This is a genomic window from Agrobacterium salinitolerans (assembly GCF_002008225.1).
GTDB classification, from domain to species: domain Bacteria; phylum Pseudomonadota; class Alphaproteobacteria; order Rhizobiales; family Rhizobiaceae; genus Agrobacterium; species Agrobacterium salinitolerans.
The window spans coordinates 925,873-948,181 of record NZ_MRDH01000006.1 but is presented as its reverse complement, the minus strand read 5'-3'; the positions used below and the strand labels follow the sequence as shown (position 1 = coordinate 948,181).

The 22,309-nt window shown below is 60.8% G+C and carries 26 protein-coding genes; 21 read left to right on the top strand and 5 right to left on the bottom strand.

Annotation, left to right across the window (positions count from 1 at the left end):
• Window positions 1–90 precede the first annotated feature (90 nt).
• The 4 genes from BS627_RS08750 (at window position 91) to BS627_RS08735 (ending at window position 3,645) form a co-directional block, all read left to right on the top strand.
• Window positions 91–492 (top strand): DUF930 domain-containing protein, encoded by a 402-nt coding sequence (locus BS627_RS08750; RefSeq protein WP_077982716.1) that lies wholly within the window; start codon window positions 91–93, stop codon window positions 490–492.
• A 105-nt stretch (window positions 493–597) separates the two neighbouring features.
• Window positions 598–1,506 carry a dihydrodipicolinate synthase family protein gene (locus tag BS627_RS08745; RefSeq protein WP_077983011.1) on the top strand — a complete coding sequence of 303 codons (909 nt, stop codon included), beginning with the start codon at window positions 598–600 and terminating at the stop codon, window positions 1,504–1,506.
• A gap of 51 nt (window positions 1,507–1,557) precedes the next feature.
• Window positions 1,558–2,283 (top strand): polysaccharide deacetylase family protein, encoded by a 726-nt coding sequence (locus tag BS627_RS08740; protein WP_077982715.1) that lies wholly within the window; start codon window positions 1,558–1,560, stop codon window positions 2,281–2,283.
• A 270-nt stretch (window positions 2,284–2,553) separates the two neighbouring features.
• Complete coding sequence (locus BS627_RS08735) at window positions 2,554–3,645, top strand: bifunctional transcriptional activator/DNA repair enzyme AdaA (RefSeq protein WP_165691181.1); 1,092 nt, start codon at window positions 2,554–2,556, stop codon at window positions 3,643–3,645.
• A 17-nt stretch (window positions 3,646–3,662) separates the two neighbouring features.
• On the opposite strand, the gene BS627_RS08730 is transcribed toward BS627_RS08735, so the two are convergent.
• The gene (locus BS627_RS08730; RefSeq protein WP_077982713.1) at window positions 3,663–4,823 is read right to left on the bottom strand and encodes an AI-2E family transporter; all 1,161 of its coding nucleotides are present in this window, start codon (window positions 4,821–4,823) and stop codon (window positions 3,663–3,665) included.
• Between the two features lie 84 nt (window positions 4,824–4,907).
• Complete coding sequence (locus tag BS627_RS08725; protein WP_077983010.1) at window positions 4,908–5,768, bottom strand: VOC family protein; 861 nt, start codon at window positions 5,766–5,768, stop codon at window positions 4,908–4,910.
• Window positions 5,769–6,045: 277 nt separating this feature from the next.
• Here BS627_RS08725 and BS627_RS08715 point away from each other — a divergent pair, with 277 nt between their 5' ends.
• The 4 genes from BS627_RS08715 to BS627_RS08700 all read left to right on the top strand — a co-directional run bounded on the left by BS627_RS08715 (window position 6,046) and on the right by BS627_RS08700 (window position 8,465).
• Window positions 6,046–6,456 (top strand): universal stress protein, encoded by a 411-nt coding sequence (locus BS627_RS08715; protein ID WP_077982712.1) that lies wholly within the window; start codon window positions 6,046–6,048, stop codon window positions 6,454–6,456.
• 80 nt (window positions 6,457–6,536) lie between these two features.
• On the top strand, window positions 6,537–6,857 hold the full coding sequence (locus tag BS627_RS08710) for a TraR/DksA family transcriptional regulator (protein WP_077982711.1): 321 nt from the start codon (window positions 6,537–6,539) through the stop codon (window positions 6,855–6,857).
• A 319-nt stretch (window positions 6,858–7,176) separates the two neighbouring features.
• Entirely contained in the window at window positions 7,177–7,845 is a 669-nt protein-coding gene (gene trhA / locus BS627_RS08705) for a PAQR family membrane homeostasis protein TrhA (RefSeq protein ID WP_077982710.1), read from the top strand.
• A 122-nt stretch (window positions 7,846–7,967) separates the two neighbouring features.
• Window positions 7,968–8,465, top strand: coding sequence for a GNAT family N-acetyltransferase (locus BS627_RS08700; RefSeq protein WP_077982709.1), 498 nt, complete (start codon window positions 7,968–7,970; stop codon window positions 8,463–8,465).
• Window positions 8,466–8,649: 184 nt separating this feature from the next.
• Here BS627_RS08700 and msrB read toward each other — a convergent pair whose 3' ends face one another.
• Complete coding sequence (msrB, locus tag BS627_RS08695) at window positions 8,650–9,057, bottom strand: peptide-methionine (R)-S-oxide reductase MsrB (protein WP_077982708.1); 408 nt, start codon at window positions 9,055–9,057, stop codon at window positions 8,650–8,652.
• Between the two features lie 201 nt (window positions 9,058–9,258).
• Here msrB and BS627_RS08690 point away from each other — a divergent pair, with 201 nt between their 5' ends.
• The 10 genes from BS627_RS08690 (at window position 9,259) to BS627_RS08645 (ending at window position 17,729) form a co-directional block, all read left to right on the top strand.
• Complete coding sequence (locus tag BS627_RS08690; protein WP_077982707.1) at window positions 9,259–11,643, top strand: putative monovalent cation/H+ antiporter subunit A; 2,385 nt, start codon at window positions 9,259–9,261, stop codon at window positions 11,641–11,643.
• Window positions 11,640–12,059, top strand: a complete 420-nt coding sequence (locus BS627_RS08685; protein ID WP_077982706.1) for a Na(+)/H(+) antiporter subunit B — start codon at window positions 11,640–11,642, stop codon at window positions 12,057–12,059. The genes BS627_RS08690 and BS627_RS08685 overlap by 4 nt, the downstream gene beginning before the upstream one ends.
• The gene (locus tag BS627_RS08680; protein WP_077982705.1) at window positions 12,059–12,436 is read left to right on the top strand and encodes a Na+/H+ antiporter subunit C; all 378 of its coding nucleotides are present in this window, start codon (window positions 12,059–12,061) and stop codon (window positions 12,434–12,436) included. Before BS627_RS08685 ends, BS627_RS08680 begins: the two co-directional genes overlap by 1 nt.
• 19 nt (window positions 12,437–12,455) lie before the next feature.
• The gene (locus BS627_RS08675) at window positions 12,456–14,033 is read left to right on the top strand and encodes a Na+/H+ antiporter subunit D (RefSeq protein WP_077982704.1); all 1,578 of its coding nucleotides are present in this window, start codon (window positions 12,456–12,458) and stop codon (window positions 14,031–14,033) included.
• The gene (locus BS627_RS08670; RefSeq protein ID WP_077982703.1) at window positions 14,030–14,509 is read left to right on the top strand and encodes a Na+/H+ antiporter subunit E; all 480 of its coding nucleotides are present in this window, start codon (window positions 14,030–14,032) and stop codon (window positions 14,507–14,509) included. Before BS627_RS08675 ends, BS627_RS08670 begins: the two co-directional genes overlap by 4 nt.
• The gene (locus BS627_RS08665; RefSeq protein WP_077982702.1) at window positions 14,506–14,892 is read left to right on the top strand and encodes a cation:proton antiporter; all 387 of its coding nucleotides are present in this window, start codon (window positions 14,506–14,508) and stop codon (window positions 14,890–14,892) included. Before BS627_RS08670 ends, BS627_RS08665 begins: the two co-directional genes overlap by 4 nt.
• A complete protein-coding gene (gene mnhG / locus BS627_RS08660; RefSeq protein ID WP_077982701.1) occupies window positions 14,889–15,227 on the top strand; it encodes a monovalent cation/H(+) antiporter subunit G in 339 nt (112 codons plus the stop codon). The genes BS627_RS08665 and mnhG overlap by 4 nt, the downstream gene beginning before the upstream one ends.
• Window positions 15,228–15,654: 427 nt before the next feature.
• Window positions 15,655–16,083, top strand: coding sequence for a MucR family transcriptional regulator Ros (ros, locus tag BS627_RS08655; RefSeq protein ID WP_003497181.1), 429 nt, complete (start codon window positions 15,655–15,657; stop codon window positions 16,081–16,083).
• A 403-nt stretch (window positions 16,084–16,486) separates the two neighbouring features.
• Window positions 16,487–16,909 carry a helix-turn-helix domain-containing protein gene (locus BS627_RS08650; protein ID WP_077982700.1) on the top strand — a complete coding sequence of 141 codons (423 nt, stop codon included), beginning with the start codon at window positions 16,487–16,489 and terminating at the stop codon, window positions 16,907–16,909.
• Window positions 16,902–17,729 (top strand): DUF6456 domain-containing protein, encoded by an 828-nt coding sequence (locus BS627_RS08645; RefSeq protein WP_077982699.1) that lies wholly within the window; start codon window positions 16,902–16,904, stop codon window positions 17,727–17,729. The genes BS627_RS08650 and BS627_RS08645 overlap by 8 nt, the downstream gene beginning before the upstream one ends.
• A gap of 3 nt (window positions 17,730–17,732) precedes the next feature.
• Here BS627_RS08645 and BS627_RS08640 read toward each other — a convergent pair whose 3' ends face one another.
• Entirely contained in the window at window positions 17,733–18,149 is a 417-nt protein-coding gene (locus tag BS627_RS08640; RefSeq protein ID WP_077982698.1) for a SufE family protein, read from the bottom strand.
• 201 nt (window positions 18,150–18,350) lie between these two features.
• A complete protein-coding gene (locus BS627_RS08635) occupies window positions 18,351–18,776 on the bottom strand; it encodes a DUF5330 domain-containing protein (RefSeq protein ID WP_077982697.1) in 426 nt (141 codons plus the stop codon).
• Window positions 18,777–19,263: 487 nt separating this feature from the next.
• Between BS627_RS08635 and BS627_RS08630 the strand changes: the two genes are divergently transcribed.
• From BS627_RS08630 to BS627_RS08620, 3 genes are all read left to right on the top strand, one after another.
• Complete coding sequence (locus BS627_RS08630; RefSeq protein WP_077982696.1) at window positions 19,264–20,796, top strand: sensor histidine kinase; 1,533 nt, start codon at window positions 19,264–19,266, stop codon at window positions 20,794–20,796.
• Entirely contained in the window at window positions 20,768–21,670 is a 903-nt protein-coding gene (locus BS627_RS08625; RefSeq protein ID WP_165691180.1) for a peptidoglycan-binding domain-containing protein, read from the top strand. The genes BS627_RS08630 and BS627_RS08625 overlap by 29 nt, the downstream gene beginning before the upstream one ends.
• Before the next feature lie 261 nt (window positions 21,671–21,931).
• On the top strand, window positions 21,932–22,285 hold the full coding sequence (locus BS627_RS08620) for a DUF1491 family protein (RefSeq protein ID WP_077982694.1): 354 nt from the start codon (window positions 21,932–21,934) through the stop codon (window positions 22,283–22,285).
• The last annotated feature ends 24 nt before the right edge of the window (window positions 22,286–22,309 follow it).

The window sequence follows — 22,309 nt, the reverse complement described above, 5'->3', positions numbered from 1 at the left end:
TGGCAATATCCGGCAAATCAGCGATGATGGATGCAGGCTGCCCGGCCTGCCGCCCACCACAAGAACAAACGAAAAAACTGACAGGACCCCATGCGAAAGCTTCTTCCCGCTGCCCTTTCTGCCTTTTTCCTTGGCTTGCAGACCTTCACCCCCGCTTTTGCGATCGATGCCAGCGTCATGCGGCAGTTGAACGCGCTGGCCCCCGAGGAGCGGCTGGAACAGCGCTGCGATATCGAGGCGATGGAGCGCATTGCAACGGAGCAGAAGGGCATGAAACCCGACAAGGTCATCGCCTATACTTTCGGCGATCCGGAAGTGGGCAAGAACTCCATCAAGGCGCCCGGCGCAGTCTTCAGGAGTGCGGGCGAATGGTATAAGCTGAAATATAAGTGCCAGCTCAAGAGCGACAGTCTCAGCATCCAGTCCTTCGACTACCGTGTGGGCGACAAAATTCCCGAACAGCAGTGGAAGAAGTTGTATCTTTATGACTGAGCACGGAATTTTTCGATTTCAGGTCAGTCTTTAACCGCCGCTTTTGTTGCGGCCGTGCGGCCGGCTCTGTAACCCTGACTTCCGATCGAAGTGAGGGACATGGACATGGCGAGACGATTCAAGGGGCTTTCTGCTTTTCCGATCACGCCCGCCGATGAGGCCGGGCGGGTCGATGTCGAGGCCTTCTGCGCCCTGATCGAGCGGCTGGATGCGGCGGCGGTCGATTCCGTCGGTATTCTCGGCAGCACCGGCATCTATATGTATCTCACGCGTGAGGAGAGGCGCCGTGCCATCGAAGCGGCCGCCGGCATCCTCAAGGGCAAGCGCATATTGATGGCAGGCGTCGGCGCCTTGCGCACCGATGACGCCGTGGCGCTGGCAAAGGATGCGGAAGCCGCCGGCGCCGATGCGTTGCTGCTGGCGCCCGTGTCCTACACGCCGCTGACGCAGGAAGAGGCCTATCACCATTTCGCCGCCGTGGCGGGTGCGACGGCGCTGCCGCTCGCCATCTACAACAACCCGACGACCACGCGCTTCACCTTCAGCGACGAGCTTCTGGTGCGGCTTGCCTATATCCCCAATATCCGCGCCATCAAGATGCCGCTGCCGGCCGATTCCGATTATGCTGGCGAGCTTGCGCGGCTGCGCCCGAAGCTGGGGCAAGATTTCGCCATCGGTTACAGCGGCGACTGGGGCTGCGCTGACGCCACGCTTGCCGGCGGCGACGCCTGGTACAGCGTGGTCGCCGGCCTGCTGCCGGTTCCAGCCCTGCGGCTGATGCGGGCGGCTCAGGCCGGCAATGCGGAAGAGGTCAAGCGGATCGAAGTGGCCTTCCAGCCGCTCTGGACGCTGTTTAAGGAATTCGGCAGCATTCGCGTGGTTTACGCCGCCGCCAACATGCTGACGCTGACGGTGAGCGAACCGCCCCGGCCGATCCTGCCGCTCACCAGCGCCGAACGCCAGCGGGTGGAAGAGGCGCTGGAGGCGCTGTCTGCGCTGGAAACCGCGCCTTAATTCGGGCGCTTTGCGGGCGGATTGCCAGCTCTTCACACTCCGGAACACAAAATGCTGCGTCGCCTCTTCATCGCCACCCTGTTTTTCTCCGCCTCATCCGTCGCCTTTGCGGGAACCGGCCTTGTCGAGCCGTCGCTGAAAATGTCGCCGCAGCATGACGGTAAGGTGCGGGTGGCGATGACGCTGGACGCCTGCATGGGCAAGACCGACCACCGCATCCTCGATACGCTGGTGAAGGAGCGCATTCCCGCGACGATCTTCGTCACCGCCCGCTGGCTGAAGCATAATGGCGAGGCGCTGGCCGTGCTCATGGCGCATCCGGATTTGTTCGAGATTGAAAATCACGGCGAGAATCATGTGCCGGCAGTGGACAAGCCGGTCTCCATCTACGGCATCGCCGCCGCCGGCTCCGAAGCGGCGGTCGAGCAGGAGGTGGAGGGCGGCCGTCAGGCCATCGTCGCCGCCACCGGCCTCCAGCCGCAATGGTTCCGCGGTGCGACGGCCAAATATACCAACTCCTCCATGGCCACCATCAACCGGCTGGGCATGCGGGTGGCCGGTTATTCCATCAATGGCGATGGCGGCTCGCTGCTGGGTGCGGCTGCAACGGCGAAACACATCGCTTCGGCAAAAGATGGCGATGTCATCATCTCCCACATCAACCAGCCCACCCATGAGGCGGGCGAGGGCGTGGTGAAAGGGCTTCTGGCGCTGAAGGCGCGCGGCGTGATTTTTTCACGGCTGGACGACCCGTCCTTCGCACCGCCGGTGAATTGATCCGCAAGGTCGCCGCCCGTTTCTTCTCCCCGCCGGGGAGAAGATGCCCGAAGGGCAGATGAGGGGGCAAGCTCCCCGCATTTTTCCACCGTCGCCCCCTCATCCGGCGCTGCGCGCCACCTTCTCCCCGGCGGGGAGAAGAAATATGCCGCACCGGCTCACCTCACTGAAAGCAGCCGTCGTCAGGGCTGAAGGATGAAGATACATCCTTCCACATCCATGCCTGTTTTTCGGCGGCGCGGGTCAAAAATTTGCGCTAGCATCCTCCCCATGATGCTGTTCAAACGCCCCGATACCGAAACGCTCTATTCCGCCCTTGTGAACAAGGACCCCGCCTATGAGGGCGTGGCCTATGTGTGTGTGACGTCGACGAAGATTTTCTGCCGCTTCACCTGCACGGCGCGAAAGCCGAAGATCGAAAACTGCCGGTTCCGCGAGACCATCGCCGAATGTCTGGAGGCGGGTTTCCGTCCCTGCAAGCGCTGCAAGCCGATGCTGTCCTATGGCTCCGCCGACGAAACCGTGACGTCGCTGCTGACGGCGCTGGAAAGCGACCCGGCGCGGCGCTGGCGCGAGGAGGATGTGGTGGCGCTCGGCCATGATCCTTCCACCGTGCGCCGCACCTTCAAGCGCCGTTTCGGCATGAGCTTTCTGGAAATCGCCAGATTGCGGCGGGTGGGCGGTGCGGCGGAGAGCCTCGCTTCCGGCGAAGCGGTGATAGGCGCCCAGATCGACGCCGGTTATGAATCCGGCAGCGGCTTCCGCGCCGCCATCAACCAGTTCTTCGGCTCTTCGCCCGTCGCGATGAAAGGCAAGGGGTTCTTGAAGGGCGACTGGATCGATACGCCGATCGGCCCGATGCTCGCCGTCGCTGACGATCACGCCCTGCATCTCCTCGAATTTGCCGACCGGCCGGCGCTCGCCGCTGAATTGAAGCGGCTGAAGACGCGCACCGGCGCGGATATGGTGCTTGGCCGAACGGCCGTGACCGGCCAGATCGAAGCGGAACTCAAGGCCTATTTCGCCGGTCATTCGGCTGCCTTCAAAACGCGTCTTGCCGGCCATGGCACACCCTTCGAGCGCGATGTCTGGCGCAACCTGCGGGAAATCCCGGCGGGCGAGATCGTCAGCTATTCCTCGCTCGCAACCGCCATGGACAGGTCATCCGCCGTACGTGCGGTCGCGCGTGCCAATGGCGCGAACCAGATCGCCATTGTTGTGCCGTGCCACCGTGTGCTGGGCGCCGATGGCAGCCTGACTGGCTATGGCGGCGGGCTGTGGCGCAAGAAATGGCTGATCGAGCACGAGCGCCGCATGGCGCAGACGCTCCGCGGCGTGCAAAAAGTTCCGCTCGCCTCCTGATGGCGCCGAAGAAGAGGCTAGTCGGGCAGGTTCGGCACCACCCGGCGGGTGGGGAAGAGTTCGCGTGTCACCGTCATGGCGATCAACGATAGCGGCAGGGCGAGCATCGCGCCGGCCGCCCCCCACATCCACGTCCAGAAGATGATCATCACGAAAACGAGGAAGGGATTGATTTCCATGTTACGGCCGACGACAGCCGGGAAGGCGAGGTTCTCCATCAACAGGTGAATGGTGAAGAAGGCGCCCGCCGGCAGCAGCGCGAGGACCATGTTGTCATGGGTGATGATGCCGGCGACGGTGAGCGATATGGTCATGAGGGTAATGCCGAGAAACGGCACGAAGCTCGAAAGGAAGGCAAAAAGACCCCACAATAGCGGCATGGAGAGACCTCCGAGATAAGCGATCACGATCATGGTGACGCCAAGCGCGGCGTAGATCAGGCTCGCCGTGGCAAAATAGGTGCCGAGCACTTTTTCCACCGAGCCGATGATGCGGATGGTTCTAAGTCGCTGATGGCGCGCCGGGAAGGCCATGATGAGGGCCTTGCGCAGCCGCAGGCGGCTGTAGAGAAACATCAGGAGCGCCGCAAGGAAGATCAGCCCCTGCACGATCGCGGGCGTCACGTTCGCGCCGAGCAACGAGATGATTTCGCCGCTACGCGACAGCAGCGATTCCATGGACATGGAGCCCATGCTGAAGGTGGCCGCAGAAATATTCAGCCACCTCATATTTTCGAAATAGGGCAAGAAGCGATCAATGGTCCGCTCGATCAGGGCTGGGCCCTCCGATGCCAGCTGCGAGACCGGGTCCACCAGCGAATTGACCACGAAGAAAATGACGGCGGCGACGAGTGTGGACAGGATGATGGCGACGCCTGCGCCCGGGATGCCGTAGGAGGCCAGTTTCTCGGCCGAGACGCCGAGGATCATACCGACGACAACCGCCATCACAACGGGCATCAGGATCATCGACAATTCATGGATGACCGCCATGGACACGATCAGGAAAATGCCGATGATCGACCAGGCAACGAAGACATCAAGCGCCTCTCGTCCGAGCGGTTGCTGGCTACGCGCGTCATCGCGCTGCGAAACCGAAGCCGGTGTCGCAAGTGGATCGGCCTTGTCCAGCAGCAAGGCCGCAGTGTCGGCGAGATCCGGCTTGGCGTTCTCATTCATCGAACTATCCCCCAATAAGGTGGCTAACGTCCGACAAATCCGGCGGTTCCGGGGCGGCACAAATTTCTGCCGCCCCTGTTGTGTTTATGCGGAAAGCTTCAGCCCGATGCCCCACGGATCCTTCAGCGCAATGCCGTCGCTTTGCCGCTCTGTGGCGATTTCCAGCCGGTCGAGCGCGGCAATCGCCGTCTCAAGCGCAGCCGGCTCGTTAAAGGTCAGCGAATAGCCGGAAAGACCGGTCATATTGTCCTTGCGGGCGGCCGCACCCCGGCTGTTCCAGATATTGGCGGCGACGTGGTGGTGATAGGCGCCCGACCCGAAGAAGCTCGCGCCGGGATAACGCGCCATGATCTTCAGCCCCAGAACATCCTGGTAAAATTCATCCGCCTGCGGAATATTGCCCACCTGCAGATGGATATGGCCGATGGCTGTTCCTGCCGCCGCACCGGTAAAGGCCGTCTTCGGCGCGCTGTCGTAAAGCGCCTGAAGGTTGAGGCCGAGGGTGGCCATTTCCACCGTGCCGTCCTGCTGGTAGGTCCATTCGTCCGGCGAACGGTCGCGGTAGACTTCTATGCCGTTGCCTTCCGGGTCGGCAAGATAGATCGCCTCGCTGACCAGATGGTCGGACGCGCCCTGAAACTGGACATTGTTGTGGGCGGCATGCGCCAGCCAATGGGCCAGATCGTTCCGGCTCGGCATCAGGAAGGCGGTGTGGAACAGGCCCGCGGCGTTGCGCGGCGCGCGTTGCGCCGTGCCGGAGGTGGAAAGTGTAAGCAGCGGCTGGCCGCCGACACCCAGCACTTCGCCGCTCGGGTTGTTTTCAAGAACGGAAAGACCGATGATCTTCCGGTAAAAATCCGAAACGCGCGGCAGATCGTGAACGACGAGATGCGCCTGGCCGACATAGGCCGGCCGCGTCAGGGCGAATTGTTTGATTTCACTCATCATGATCTCCATATTGAATCCGAAGCGCCCTGGGGCGGATCGGTCGCCGAAATTATCGGCCGACGCCGCTTTGCGGCGTTTGTCGAAGGCAAATATGGGCTGGTTTCGTCGTTCAGCAAAGATCGTCGTCTGACGATTGACCGTCCACTATTCGTTGACAATGCCCCGTTCCGGCCCGGCTCCGGCTTTGACTTCGATCAAGGTGAAGGCCGTGCCAACGGGGAATATAAGCCTAGTCCGACACGCCAAACGGCGGATCAAGCCAAAGGAGACAGCCATGTACAAGAAGATCATCGTACCGGTAGACCTCAGCGCCACCGACAAGGGCGAAAAGATTCTCGAAAAGGCCAAGGCGCTTCTGGATCCCGATGGCGAGATCGTTCTCATCAACGTTGTCGAGGAGCTGCCGGGCTATATGGCGATCGACCTGCCGGTCGACCTGATCGAAAACGCCATCAAGGACGCCAAGACCAGGCTTTCGGATATCAAGACCAGGGCCGGTTTCAAGGGCAGCCAGGAAATCCGAAGCGGCGCGCCCGCGCGCGAAATCATCGCCGCCGCCGAGGAACATAAGGCCGACCTCATCATCATCGCGTCGCACACGCCGGATTTCAGCAATTATTTCATCGGCGCCACCGCCGACCGCGTGGTGCGCCACGCCAAATGCTCGGTGCTGGTCGACCGATAAAAGCCTGACATTTCAGGGTTGCGGGCGGCTTTTCCGTCTGGAAATGCGACGATGCAAGAAGATCGGCTGGAGGAAAAAACATGAATGTCGAAACTTACGAGAAAATCCTGCGAGACCGCCAGCGCGAGCTTTATCGCCGCCTGCACAAAATCGAGGCCGATTTCGAAGAGCCTCGCAATCCCGACGACGAGGATCGCGCCACCGAACGCAGCAATGACGAGGTGCTGGACGAACTGGGGCAGGTGGGTCAGGACGAGCTGCGCGCCATCGACGCAGCCCTCGACCGTATCGCCAGCGGCACCTTCGGCACCTGCGTCAAATGCGGCAAGAAGATTTCGGAGGATCGGCTGAAGGCGGTGCCATACACGCCGTTCTGCCAGGAATGCGCTGCGGCTTTGTGATTGCGGCTAAAAATAAGCGAGGTTGTCGCGACGTCTTTCTTCTCCCCGGCGGGGAGAAGGTGGCCCGAAGGGTCGGATGAGGGGGCAAGCTCTCCGGATATCTCTACCCTCGCCCCCTCATCCCGCTGCCGCGACCTTCTCCCCGGCGGGGAGAAGAAACAGGCGGCGGTCGCTCGCTACACCGGTACAGGCCGAAACAAGACCTCTCCTTTCGCAACAACGCCGAACGCAATTTGATCGCCGTTAACCGGCCGCTGTCTTGTTCCTGTCTAATATTGTCTCCATGCTTTGATGAAAGCACGCAGACGGGATTGGACGAATGAGCGAGATGTGGCGGTTCGGGCGCCAGTATGATTTTCACGAGATCGTCGCCGATGGCATCGTCCACGGTGTCGGTATCGTATTTGCGTTGGTGGGTGCCACGGCGCTGATTTTCTACGCGACCGCCTGGGGGACGCTCAGCGCGATCGCCGCCGCGTGGATTTACGGTCTCGGACTTGTCGCCTGCCTCTCCGTGTCCTTCACCTATAATATCTGGCCGCACTCAAGGGTAAAATGGTTCCTGCGCCGGCTGGATCACTCGGCAATCTTCATCCTCATAGCCGCCACCTACACGCCATTCCTGATGCGCGGCATTCACGATCCGCTGATCGCCGTCATGCTGGGGCTGATCTGGCTTGCCGCCATCTGCGGCATCCTCCTCAAATGCCTGTTTCCCGGCCGCTACGACCGGGTCGCCATTGGTCTCTATCTTGCCATGGGCTGGAGCGGCATCATGGTGGTGGAACCTTTGTCGTCGCACCTCGCCCCCGTCACGCTCTGGCTCATCGTCGCCGGCGGCGTCATCTATTCGCTCGGCGTGATTTTCCATGTCTGGGAAAAGCTGCGCTTCCAGAATGCCATCTGGCACGGTTTCGTCGTCTCGGCAGCCGCTGTCCATTATTTCGCCGTTGTCACCGCCTTCAGCCTCGTCCCGATGGCATCCTGACGCCCTTTTTTTGACGGGGTAAGCAACGCGCTGGACATTGCGCGGCGTCATCCCTTAAGGCTCGTCAGAGGAGCAGCTGTCTTTTGCAGCCGCTCATCTAGAAATATGAGGGCGAAGCAATAATGAGCGTGGAACTGCGCGACGCGACCGTGGACGATCTCTCCGGCATCATGGCGATTTATAACGATGCGGTGGTGAACACGACCGCGATCTGGAACGAGGTCGTGGTCGATCTGGAGAACCGCAAGGAATGGTTCGCAGCCCGCACATCGCGCGGTTTTCCGGTCATCGTCGCCATCCTCGACGGCAAGGTCGCAGGCTACGCTTCTTATGGCGACTGGCGCGCTTTTGACGGTTATCGCCACACCCGCGAACATTCGGTCTATGTTCATAAGGATGCGCGCGGCCACGGCATCGGCAAAAAGCTGATGCAGGCGTTGATCGATCATGCGAGCGGCAACGACGTGCATGTGCTGATCGCCGCCATCGAGGCGGAAAACATCGCCTCCATCCGCCTGCATGAAAGCCTCGGCTTCCGGGTCGTCGGCCGGTTTTCGGAAGTCGGCACCAAGTTCGGACGCTGGCTGGATTTGACGTGTATGGAACTAAAGCTGGGCTGAAAGCTGAAGGCCACCTCTGGATCGGGCTTATGCCGCTTGTTTCTTCTCCCCGCCGGGGAGAAGTCCGCGGCAGCGGGATGAGGGGGCGAGCTCCCCGAAATACGGCAACGTTACTCCCTCATCTGACCCTTCGGGCCATCTTCTCCCCGGCGGGGAGAAGAAACTCGCGGCACGGTCTACCCCCTCAAACCGGCTCGAACACCATCGAATGGCCGTTGATGCAATAACGCAGGCCGGTGGGCTTCGGGCCGTCCGGGAAGACGTGGCCGAGATGGCCGCCGCAATTGGCGCAACGGATTTCCGTGCGCACCATGCCGTGGCTGGCGTCGCGATGTTCCGTCACCGCGCCCGGTTTTACCGGCTCGAAATAGCTCGGCCAGCCGCAGCCGGCATCGAATTTCGTATCGGAGAGGAACAGCGGCTCGTCGCAGGCCGCACAGCGGTAGAGGCCCTTCTGGAATGTATCCCAATAGGGCCCGGTGAAGGCGCGCTCGGTGCCGTGTTCGCGCAGGATGCGATATTGTTCCGGCGTCAGCTGCTCACGCCATTCGGCATCGGTCTTTTTGATCTTGGGGGATGTCAGATCGCTCATGGAATGATCCTTTCTTTGCGTCTCAGATAGTCATCGCCGCCGCCGATTGAAAGGGGAACGACGTCATAACGCGTTCGTTATGGGACGGGAGTACCGATTTGGGTTGAGAAGGGCGTGTCTATGCCTTAACTGGAAAATCGATTTGAAAGAAGAACGCCATTTATTGGCGCGCAGGGATGGGGTATATCCCGGGAGACGTGAATGACATCCGATGTCACGCCGCTGACATTCCTATCGCTTTTTCTGCCGTTTCTGGCAGCGCTCGCTGCGCCGGCCCTGGTGAAACGGTTTGGCCACAACGCGGCATGGGTTCTGGCGATTGCGCCTGCTCTCGCCTTTGCGCATTTCGCGCTGATGCTGCCGCAGATCGCGGCAGGCGGGGTGGTGACAGGCGGTTATGCCTGGGTGCCGAGCTTCAATCTCAGTTTTTCCTGGTTCATCGACGGCCTGTCGCTGACTTTCGCGTTGCTGATCACCGGCATCGGCCTGCTGATCGTGCTCTATGCTGGTGGTTATATGAAGGGCCATCCGCAGCAGGGCCGGTTCCTGTCCTTCCTGCTGCTCTTCATGGGCGCGATGCTGGGCGTCGTCGTTTCCGACAGCCTGCTGATGCTGTTCGTCTTCTGGGAACTCACCTCCATCACCTCCTTCCTGCTGATCGGCTTCGATCATGAGCGCGCCGCCTCGCGCCGCGCCGCGTTGCAGGCGCTGGTGGTGACGGGCGGCGGCGGTCTCCTGCTGCTCGCAGGGCTGATCTTCATCTGGGACATCAGCGGCATGACGCAATTGTCGATGCTGGTGCGCGGCGGCGATGTCTTGCGCGACAGCCCGTTTTATCTGGCCGCGCTGCTTCTGGTTCTCGGCGGGGCCTTCACCAAATCGGCGCAGTTTCCCTTCCATTTCTGGCTGCCCAACGCCATGGAAGCGCCCACTCCGGTTTCGGCCTATCTGCATTCGGCGACCATGGTGAAGGCGGGCGTCTATCTCTTGATGCGGCTCAACCCGGTGCTCGGCGATACCGCCGCCTGGCAGATCCTGCTGCCTTTCTTCGGCGGGCTGACCATGCTTATCGGCGCGCTACTGGCCGTGCGCCAGACCGATCTCAAGCTGATGCTCGCCTATACCACGGTGTCGTCGCTCGGCCTTTTGGTCATGCTGACGGGCTTTGGTTCCGCCCATGCCATCGAGGCGGCGGTGCTTTATCTGGTGGCGCATTCGCTGTTCAAGGGCGCGCTGTTCATGGTCGCCGGCATCATCGACCATGAGACCGGCACCCGCGACGTCACGAAGCTCGGCGGCCTGCGAAAAGCCATGCCGATCACCTTTACAGCGGCGCTGGCGGCTGCGATTTCCATGGCCGGCCTGCCGCCCTTCTTCGGGTTTCTCGCCAAGGAAGAGATCTATTACGCGCTGGCGCATGGCAATCCGCGGGCCGTGCTGTTCACCGGCATCGCCATCCTCGGCAACGCGCTGATGTTCGCCGTCGCCTTCGCTGTGGCGCTGAAACCCTTTCTCGGCAAGCCGGTGAAGACCCCGAAACACGCGCATGAAGGCTCGCTGTTGCTCTGGCTCGGACCGGCGCTTCTGGCGCTGAAGGGGCTGACGATCGCGCTCTTTTCCGGCGTCGCGCACTTCTATGTCTCCACGCCGATGGCGAGCGCCATCGCCGGTGAAGCGCGCCCGGTGGAAATCTCGCTCATCCCGCATATTGGCGTGCCGCTCGGCCTGTCGCTGCTGACGATCGCGCTCGGCATTGCTCTCTATGCGCAGCTTTCCACCGCCCGTGGGCTGATCGACCGCACCTTCAAGGCGTTGGGGGCGGGGCCGGACAGGGGCTTTGACGTTTTCATCGACATGCTGGTGAAAGTCTCGTTCCACATCACCCGGCTCATTCAGCCGGGTAGGCTGGAGTTTTACGTTACCGCCACTTTCGCCGTCATCGCCGCCGTGCTGCTTGTGCCGCTGTTCCTTTATGGGGAGCTGCCGTCCATGCCGTCATGGCCGCACGATATGCAGGTCCATGAACTCACCTTCATCGTCATTGCCGTGGCGGGCCTCATCGCGGTGCCGACGGCGTCGAGCCGGCTCACCGCCATCATCGCGCTCGGCATTCAGGGCTTTGCGGTGGCGGTCATTTTTCTGCTGTTCGGCGCGCCTGATCTCTCCTTCACGCAATTCATGGTCGAGACGCTTTCGGTGGTCATTCTGACGCTTGTCATGACGCGGCTTCGCCTGTCGCCGTCAGACCATCGCGGCCTTGGCCAGAAGCTGATGGACGGCACCATCGCCATCGCCTGCGGAACCGGCTTCGCTTTGTTCCTGATGCGCGCGACGCAGGCGAGCTTCGACAACCGCCTGACGGACTTCTACAACACCTATTCCAAGGCCATCGCCCACGGCGCCAATGTGGTCAACGTCATCATCGTCGACTTCCGCGGCACGGATACGCTCGGTGAAATCGCCGTCGTGATGATAACGGGCCTTGCCATCCTTGCGCTGATCCGCATCCGCCCGGCCGCCGCCGTCAAGGGAGCCGCCGTCAAGGGACCGGCCAGAACCGCGAAGAAGAAAGGAGCGCGGGTATGAACACGCTCATTCTGCGCACCGTCACTCCCGTTGTCACCAGCCTCATGGTGCTGTTTTCCATCTTCGTGCTGTTGCGCGGCCATAATGAGCCGGGCGGCGGTTTCATCGGCGGCCTGATTGCGGTCTCGGCGCTGGCGATCTACGGCATAGCCTATGGCGTGACCGCGGTTCGGCGCGCCATCGTGTTTCATCCGCTCGCCATCGCCGGGGCGGGGCTGCTTTTGTCCATGCTGTCCGGCCTCGTTTCCATGGCCGCCGGCGTGCCCTTCATGACCGGGCTCTGGGTCTATCCGAGCCTTTTCGGTGTCGAAATTCCGCTCTCCACCGTCATGTCCTTCGATATCGGTGTCTACCTTGTCGTGGTCGGCGCCATCACCTCCATCGCACTGGCGCTGGAAGAAAGGGAAAGCGACTGATGGAAGCGGTTTTCTCCATTCTCGTCGGCATCTTCTTTTCGGTGGCGATCTACCTCATGCTGTCGCGTCACAGCATCCGCATGCTGCTCGGCGTCGCCATTCTCGGCAATGCAGTGAACCTCCTGCTGTTCACTGCGGGCAGGCTGACGCGCGAAGTGCCGCCGATCATTCCGCCCGGCATGGACACGCTGCCCCCGGGTGCGGCCAATCCGCTGCCGCAGGCGCTCATCCTCACGGCAATCGTCATTTCCTTTTCTTTCTTCTGTTTCCTTCTGGTGCTGACCTGGCGTGCGTTTCAGGAATTGCAGACCGACGACACGGACGAAATGCGCACCGCAGAACCCGCAGGCGAGCCGATGCCGCCGCTCGGTTATTGAGCGGCGAGGCTGAGACAACATGGCATCTTCCACCACTTCCGCAGTCACCGATCTTTCCGCAGCGCTCGTCACGACGCCCGTGCCGCTCACCGACTGGCTGATCATTCTTCCCATCGCGCTCTGCATTGGCGCAGGCGCGGTGCTGATGATGATGCGCCACGCCATCCGCCACCACGCGACCGTCGCCATAGCGGCGCTGTTCCTGCTGGTGCTGCTCGACGCCGCGCTTTTGTGGAAGGTCGCCGCTGAAGGCCCGTTCACCATGGTGATGGGCCGCTGGCTGCCGCCCTTCGGCATTGCCTTTACCGCCGACCTGACGGGCGCGCTGCTGTCGCTTGCGGCCGCCATCGTGGCGCTTGCGGGCGCCATCCATGCTGGCGCGGATATCGATGCCAGCGGCAGGCGATACGGTTTTTATCCGTTCCTGATGCTTTTGATGGCCGGTGTCACCGGCGCGTTCCTGACCGGCGACATCTTCAATCTTTATGTCTGGTTCGAGGTGCTGCTGATCTCGTCCTTCGGTCTCATCGTGCTCGGCTCGACGCGCGAGCAGATCGACGGCGCGCTGAAATACGCCATTCTGAACCTCATCGGCACGACGCTGTTCCTGATCACGGTCGGTTATCTTTACGCCATCTTCGGCACGCTCAACATGGCCGATATAGCCCGGAAGGCGACGACGCTGCGCGACGCAGCGCCGCTGATGACGCTTGCGAGCCTGTTCGCGCTCGCCTTCGCCATGAAAGCCGCGGCCTTTCCGGTAAATTTCTGGCTGCCGGCCTCCTATCACACGCCGCGCATCGTCGTGTCCGCCCTGTTCGGCGGCCTGCTCACCAAGGTCGGCATCTATTCGCTGCTGCGCGTCATGGTCATGCTGTTTCCGGTCGAGCGGGAAGAACTCAGCATCGTCATCGCCATCTCGGCGGCGTTGACCATGGTGCTCGGGGCCATGGGCGCGCTCGCTCAGAACGATATCCGCCGCATGCTCGGCTATATCGTCATCTCGGGCATCGGTTACATGATGGCCGGTATCGCCATCGGCACGCCCTCCGGTGTGTCCGGCGCAATTTTTTACGCGCTGCACTCCATGGTGCTGATGACGGCGCTTTATCTTGCCGCCGGCCACGCCGCCCGCCTTGGCGGAGGTTTCAGCCTCACCTCACTCAGGGGCCTTTACCAGCAGGCTCCGTGGTTTTCGGCGCTGGCGCTGGCGCTGTTCTTTGCCGGTTCCGGCCTGCCGCCCTTTTCCGGCTTCTGGCCGAAGGCGGTGCTGGTCAAATCGGCGATCGATATCGGCGCGTGGTGGCTCGCCGGCTCCATCCTCGCCTCCGGCTTCATCGCAACCATCGCTTTCGGGCGAATCTTCCTTTTGTGTTTCTGGCGTCCGGTGGCGGCATCCTCAGGTCAGTCGTCCCTGCCGCAGGCGCCACCCTCGGCAGCGCCGTCTTTTACGCCGCTGGTGGGTCTGACGTTGCTGGTGGTATTCTTCGGCCTGTTTCCGGAAAGCCTGCTCAATCTCAGCCAGCAGGCGGCCGCAGGCCTCGGTGACCCGCGGGCCTATATCAACTCGGTCTTTTCCGAAGGGGGCAAACCATGAGCCTCTATGTCGTACAACTGCTTTTCGTCGCCGTATGGCTCGCTGTCACGGGCAGCGTCAGTCTGGCGAACATCCTGTTCGCCCTCGTCGTTTCGACGCTCGCGCTTGGCATCATCCGCCACCAGCTTCCCGCCGGACGTAACCACTGGCTGAGGTTCGCCCGTATGCTGTCGCTGGTGCTGCTGTTCTTCAAGGAGCTGGCGCTCTCCGCATGGAAGGTCGCCATGCTGGTGACGCGGCCGAAGCTCGACGTGCAGCCCGGCATTTTCGCCTATCCGCTGACGGTGACGACGGATTTCCAGATCACGCTGCTCGCCAACCTCATCACGCTCACGCCGGGCACGCTTTCGGTCGATGTTTCGGCGGACAGAAAAACGCTTTACGTGCACGCGATTGACTGCAGCGATGTCGAGGCCACGAAAAACGACATCCGCAACGGCTTTGAAAAAAAGATCATGGAGGCGTTTCAAATATGACGCCAGAACAGACAGTTTCATTTGCAACTATACTTGCATCGGTTGTTCTGTCGGCCGCCTTTTTGCTGACAGTATATCGGGTCGTCGTCGGCCCCACCTTGCCGGACCGTATCGTTGCGCTCGACATGCTGGTGGGCATCGCCATCGGCTTCATCGCGGTCATCGCCATCCGCACCGGCTTCAATCTTTATGTCGACATCGCCATCGCGCTCGGGCTGGTCGGTTTTCTGGCAACGGTGGCCTTCGCCCGCTTCGTATTGTCCCGGGGCCTGGACGAGCGGCGCGGGCCGACGACGGTTCTCGACGGTGAAAGGGCATCTGAAGTCGTTGAAAAAACGATGAAAAACGGTGTTGTAGGCGGAAAGGGAAAAGGCCGGCGATGATGAATTGGGTTGTGACTATTTTCGTTTCAGTGCTGCTGCTCTCGGGCGCCATTTTCTCGCTGATCGCGGCAATCGGGCTCAATCGGCTGCCGGATGTCTATACCCGCATGCATGCGGCTTCCAAGGCGGGAACGGTGGGTTCCGGCCTGCTGCTTCTGGCGGTCGGCATTCATTCCATGGAAATATCGACGCTGGCGCGGGCGCTTGCCGGTTTCTTCTTCTTTGTCCTTACAGCGCCGGTCTCGGCGCATCTTCTTGCTATGGCCGCTCATAAGGCAGGTTATCCGCTTGCCGTTAAATCGGTAGTTGATGACATGAAGAAAATTTCAAGTTGAAAATACCCCCAATAATTGGGGGTATTCATTTTCAATTGCTACTTGGTCTAGTATTTTATTACCCGTAATTTTTTGTATTCCAATTAGACTGTTTTGAACTGAAAAATCCGCAATAGGAATTTGACTTTTGCTGTTTTGCTGTTATCCAAATTAAGTGTAAAATTGCTAGTCGTAATTTGCATCTAGCCTCTTCATAGTCGGCATAGGCATTTTATTAATGTCTAATCTATGGCCCGCCGGGCCATTGCTGCCCATGTCGCGGGCCATACGTTGAATCTCGGACCAATTCGTTTCCGGTTTTCGCTCGAAATCTAGGGGTAGGTTTCATGTTGGTTTCAACAAGGCGAAGGTGGGGCACCGGGTAACTTCACATCGCTCGATGCGGCGTTTGCCCGCGTCAGGGGATCAATAAACAGGAGATACTTAAATGACGGAAACTGCATACGGTAACGCCCAGGATCTGCTGGTCGAACTGACGGCGGATATTGTGGCTGCCTATGTTAGCAACCACGTCGTTCCGGTAACTGACCTTCCCGGTCTTATTTCGGATGTTCACACGGCGCTCAGCGGAACATCGGCGCCGGCGTCGGTGGCGGTCAATGTCGAAAAGCAGAAGCCTGCCGTCTCCGTCCGCAAGTCGGTTCAGGATGACCACATCGTCTGTTTGGAATGCGGCGGCTCGTTCAAGTCGCTCAAGCGGCATCTGACGACGCATCACAGCATGACGCCGGAAGAATATCGCGAAAAGTGGGACCTGCCGGTCGACTATCCGATGGTTGCGCCCGCCTATGCCGAAGCCCGCTCGCGGCTCGCCAAGGAAATGGGTCTCGGTCAGCGCCGCAAGGCCAGCCGTTGATTTTAACGCGGATCTGCGGGGGGTGTTTCTTCTCCCCGTCAGGGAGAAGGTGGCCCGAAGGGTCGGATGAGGGGGCAAGTTCTCCGCATATCTGTACCCTTACCCCCTCAACCTGCTGCCGTGACCTTCTCCCCGGCGGGGAGAAGGCGGCAGTGCGCATTCGCCCGCTCCCCATGTTTCCTTAGAAACTGTCTTTACATCACATGAATATCCAGCCGGTCCGTAGACCGGCTTTTTTATTGCCGCTTCGAATATTTGGTGAGGAAAAAAATCCTTTATAGAAGACCTCATTTCTAAAAAATATAGAACCATATCAGAGGCATGTTCTTCTTCTGCAAATTCACGCTTCCCCACGCACTTCCTCAGGCTTATGAATTAATTCCTATTCGTAGAGGAGTTGCATATGCCGTCGGATACTGTGTTTCTGCCTGCCGCCGCGCGGCCTTGCGTGCGTGTCGGTGATCGACCTTTTCGTCATTGGCCGTCTGCGGCGGGGCGGGAGGAGATTTCCCGTCTCTGCCGTCTGGTACGGCAGCTCACCGGCGAGATGGTGCAATTGACCGGCGACCGAACGCTGGTGCGCCGCGACAGCCGGCGCACGGAATGCCACATCCGCCAGATTGCCATGTATGTGTGCCATGTGCAGCTGGGCATTCCCATGTCGGATATCGGACCCTGTTTCGGCCGGGACAGGACGACGGTGGGCCATGCCTGCCAGGTGGTGGAGGACCGGCGTGACGAACCGGCATTCGATGAGTTCGTCGCCGCGCTGGAGCGACTTACCGGCAATATCTTCAATGCGATGAAAGGCGCCCGGGATGAGTGAGGAAAAAAGCGCCCCGATCTCCCCCCAGAACCCACATCTCCTGCGGCTGCTGCGTTGCATCGCCGCGGGCGCGGTGGAGATGTCGCAGGAGGGTGGCGACATCGTCCTGCGCCGGGTGCGGGCAGGCCATCCTGTGTTGCGGTTTTCGGCCGCGACGGTGCGGTTTGCCATTTCTTCCGGGCTGGTCGAGCAGCGGGAAAACACCCTTTCCGCCGCGCCGCCGCTCGCTTCCTGGCTGAAACGTGCAATGGCGAAAGACCGGGATGAGGTTTTTCAGGACCAGCACCGGCATATGCAGACGGTTATTGTGGATGTCGGCGAAGGAAAGCAGCCGGCCCGGCGCAATCTCAACAGCTCTCCCCTGACCAGCCTTGCAAGGCTGAAGGAACGGGACGGTGCGGCGTTTTTCCCGGCGGATGCTCTGGGGGCGGGTGAACGCCTTGCCGCCGATTTTCATCGCGGCCATCTCAATCCGAAGGTAACAGCGACATGGGAGCCGAGAATAGCGAACCGCACCAAAGGTGAGGCGGGAGGGGCGCTCGATCTCACCGAGGCGGCAATGGCCGCAAGAACGCGGTTTTCCCGCGCGGCCGATGCGATGGGGCCTGAACTGGCGGGCGTCGCCATCGATATCTGCTGCTTCGAAAAGGGGCTGGAGACGGTGGAGCGCGAAAGGCAATGGCCGGCGCGGTCGGCAAAACTGCTGCTGCGCGCAGCACTGCTGGCGCTCGCCCGCCATTATGCGCCGCCTGCGGCCCGCGCGGGCAGGAAGGAACACCATTGGGGCGATGCGGATTATCGCCCGTCGATGACGAGGTGAAAGTCAGGCTGCCAGCAGCCGGGCTTCCTCGCGGATGCGCTTGATCATGGAGCGCAGGCCGTTGGCGCGCTGCGACGACAGATGTTCCACCAGCCCGATCCTGTCGAACACCTCAATCGCGTCGAGATCGGCGATTTCGGAGGCTCTCTTGCCGGAATAGACGGCGAGCACGATGGCGACGAGGCCGCGCACGATATGCGCATCCGAATCGCCTTCGAAGGTCAGGAGAGGGTCTTCGGCGCCATCGCTATGGCTGACGAGCCAGACCTGGCTTGCGCAGCCATGCACCTTGTTCTCGGGCGCGCGCTTGTCTTCCGGCAGATCGGGAAGCGCCTTGCCGAGTTCGATGACATAGCGATAGCGATCCTCCCAGTCGTCGAGGAAGGCGAAGTCGTCAAGGATCGTTTCGAGAGAGGCCATTTGCGCGCCGTATCATCCATCATTGCAAGGTGTTTGCTAGGATATAGGGGAAGTGCGGCCGGTTTTGAACCATGGACCATGAAAAAGCCCACGGAAAACAGGTTTCCGTGGGCAAGTCAGGCAGGCAATCGGCAGCCGGATATTTTCGGCTGCAAAAAAGGGGTTGTGGCGCGCTGGCCGGCAGGGATCAGGGCGACAGCATCAGGGCGCAGGGCGCTTCTGCGGCAGAGGAATGACGGTGCCGGTCTTCAGCATGTCGGTATCCTTCGGAAATTCGACGCTGACGACCGGGACTTCGGCCAGTTTTTCGGTCTCGGCCGCGAGTTCAGCGGCGGGAGCGGGCTTGTCACCGGAAGCAAGCTGCTTGTCCAGCAGCTCATAGGCGACCTTCGCGCCTTCCTTTGCCCGCTCACCGAGCGCGTGGAAGGTTTCGGCGCCCTTGACGCAGACATCGGGCTTTTCGATGCAGATGGCGCTGACATAACGATAGGCTTCACCGGCGGCCGAAACGGCGCTGGGAATATCGAAGGCCGAAGGTTCCTTGGCCGGATCGTTGCTGCTGCCGAAATAGGACAGCGCCACTAGCACCAGCGAAAACCAGAATGTTCCCTTGATCAGAAACCACATTGTCAGACACCCTGCCAGATGATCTTTGTTTTCTAAAGCCCCGCCCGGTTTCGGGTCATCGGCCTTTGTCCCGTTTTTCGGGCTTGTGAAGAAGCTACAGGCGACCGGCGAACAGCCGATTGCAAAAAGCGACGCAATTTAATTCAAATTGTACCTATTCTCCTCGTATCGGGACGCCTGCCGAGAATTCATTCGAATTTTAACAGTCGATGTTAAGCATAATTGCGACAGAGGCCGCGCGTTCCGGGCGAAAGCGGCGCACGGCTTTGCCACAAAAGTTAACATGATGGCAAAAATGAAGCGAAATCCGTCGCTTACCCGTCATTAACCATGATTGGGAAAGCTTCGAAGAAATGCCCCGTAATGGGACTGCGCAGCATTTGACGGGCCTTTGAGGCCATTCTTTTTATCCATTCCTTAAGCCGCCGCCTTCTATTGTCGGAGCCGTTAGAACCGCCTCAGGGATTCGGTGTTGGTATTGCGTAATATGAGAGAAAAAGCGGTCGCATTGGTCGACCATGCCGCAGGCAGATGGCTTGCGCGCATGGAAGAGGACACCGAAAGGCGCGCCGGAACCGTTGCGCGCCTGCGCTGGCTGATCGCCTTCAGCGCCGTCGGTCTTGTGGTGACGCCGGCCCTTTTCAGCCTTGTCGTCAGCCCCGCCATCGCACTGCCCATTGGCGCTGCTCTGGTGCTGGCGCTGTTTCTGGCTGCCGCCGCACTTCTGATCGCCTTTTCCCACTCCGCACGCGGCGCATCTTCTCATTCGGTCTCGCCGGTGCACGACGACCTTATCACGGCATCGCAGGTGCCGGGCCTTGTGTTGATGATCGGTGAGACCGGTTTCGTCGAGCACGTCTCCGGTCGCGATCTCGCGGCGTTCCCGAACGACCTCCAGGCCAGCAAGGGCCATGTCCTCGTTGAATACGTCCATGTTTCCGACCGCATCGAACTGATGCAGGCTTTCGACATGTTGCGGCAGGGGGAGGACAGGGCGACGGTGGAACTTCGCTTCGAGACCGGCGCGAAGTCGCGTCAGGCGCAATTCATGCACGGCCGCATCGAAATGACAGCCATTCGCGGTTCAACGGGCCGCCTGCGCCGTATCGTCGCCCAATTGACCGATGTTACCGACATGGTACGCCTGCGCCGCGATGTCGCCCGCAAGGCGGCCGAGGCGGAATCGGCCAATGATGCGAAATCGCGTTTTCTCGCCGCCGTCAGCCACGAGCTGCGCACGCCGCTCAACGCCGTCCTCGGTTTTTCCGATATTCTGGCCGGCGAATATTTCGGCCGGTTGGAGAACGACCGCCAGCGGGAATATGTCGGTCTCATCCGCCAGTCGGGTGCGCATCTTCTCTCTGTCGTCAACACCATGCTCGATATGAGCAAGCTGGAAGCCGGCCGTTACGAGCTGATGATGGAAAGCTTCCCGATTGCCGAGACCATCTCGTCCTGCGAGGCGATGCTCAGCCTGCAGGCGAAGGAAAAGGGTCTGACTTTGACCAGCCGCATCCAGCGCGGTGTCGGCGAAATCTCGGCCGATCAGCGCGCCATCCGGCAGGTTCTGATCAATCTTGCCGGCAACGCCATAAAATTCACCGATGCGGGTGGTGTGGTGTCGATCGACGCCGCGCGTGAGGGCGCGATGTTGAAGCTGACGGTGAGCGACACCGGCATCGGCATCGCTTCCGACAAGATCGAATTGCTGGGCCAGCCCTTCATGCAGGTTCAGAATGAATATACCCGTCGCTATGAGGGCACGGGTCTGGGATTGTCCCTGGTCAAGGGGCTTGTGGCACTGCATGGCGGCACTTTCGCCATCGCCAGCAAGCCCGGCGAGGGAACGGTCGTAACGATCACCCTGCCTGCCGACGGTTCGGGCATGGCGGGTGGCGGCGAAAGCGCCGAAGCCGAAAGCATGGTGGAATTTCCGCCCCGCATCCGGCAGCTCGGCGATATGGCCGCAAAGATGAAAAAGGATGGTGACAATGGCCCCGCGAAAGCGAAAACCGCCTAAGAAAACAACGGCCCAGATTGGTGCCGGGCTTGTTTCCTTGGTGGTTTCTGCCATCGGGCGAGAAATCCTGCGCCGTCCGAAACTGGTGGGCGGCGCAGGCGCCTTTGCGGTCGTCTTCGGTTTTGTCGCCGCCAATGCGCTCTGGTATCAGCCGGGCGTGCACCCATCGCCTTTCCTGCGCACGCGCGACGCGGAAAACCCAAATGGCATTGCCGGTTATCGCCCGGCCGAGCATCTCGGCGTGCAGGGCAATGTCACCACCTTCCGCATAGAACGACCGGCGGAGACGCAAAACGCGCAGCAAGCGACGGCCGAAACGCCGGCGCAATCCGTCGCAGAAAGCCAGAAGCCGCAGCAGATCGTTGCCGATATTCAGACAGAACTGAAGAAACGCGGGCTTTACGAAGGCGAGGCGGATGGCCGCATGGGCCCACGCACCGCCGCCGCCATCATGTTCTTCGAGGAAACGCTCGGCATGGAACAGACCGGCGAGCCGACGACCCGGGTGCTCGCGGCGCTCAGGATCGATGGCGCGACCGTTGCCGCGATCCCGAAAGACCGGCCTTCCGACACCAGCGGCGGTGGAGTGGAAATCGACCCGGTCGCGGCCGCCATCCGCAAGGCGGAGAAGCCGCAGGTAAAGGCCGAACCCGTTTCCCTTAATAGCACGTCCAAGCCTGCCAGCCGGGATCTTATAGCCAGGATACAGCAGGGGCTGATCAACATCGCTTATGCCGATGTGAAAGTGGACGGTGTGGCCGGCCAGCAGACCCGTAATGCTATCAGGGCGTTTGAAAAACATTATCGCCTGCCGGAAACCGGCGAGCCGAGTGAGGTCGTGCTGAAGAAGCTGAAGTCGATCGGGGCGCTTTAGATTTTGACAGCGGCTGAGGTGCGTGGGGCTTACCCCCCTCTGCCCTGCCGGGCATCTCCCCCTCAAGGGGGGAGATCGACTCGCGGATAAGTCTTGCCCATCTCAACATTTGCGAATGAAGTGGTGGTAGCGCTTCCTGCCGATCTCCCCCCTTGAGGGGGAGATGCCCGGCAGGGCAGAGGGGGGTGAAGCCCCGCGCACCATCGCCCCTTAAATTCAACATTGCGAAGCACGCCCACCGTTTCTATCGAAAGCAACCCCATGCGCCTCAAATCCGAAATATTCGTCTCAGCCCTCATCCGCCGCGTCTTCGCCGCCGGCGGATTTGCGGCTGTCGAAAAGAAGGGGGCGCAGGAGGCGGGGGCGATCTTTATCCGCCAGCGCCTGCGTGATGGCCGCGAGAACCTCTATGGGCCCGCGCCGCAAAGTTTCGCCGATGATGAGGACATCCGCGCCGAGCGCCGTTTCGAAACGCGTCTTGCGGGTGCGGATGGCGAGGAAAGTGCCGCTCTTCTTGAGAGGGAACGACGCTTCGACAGCGACCTGTGGGTGGTGGAGATCGAAACCGATGAGATCGGGAGCCTGCTGACGCTGGTTGATGGGCCGAAGGCCTAGAATTGGCCGGCGATGGCCCGCCTC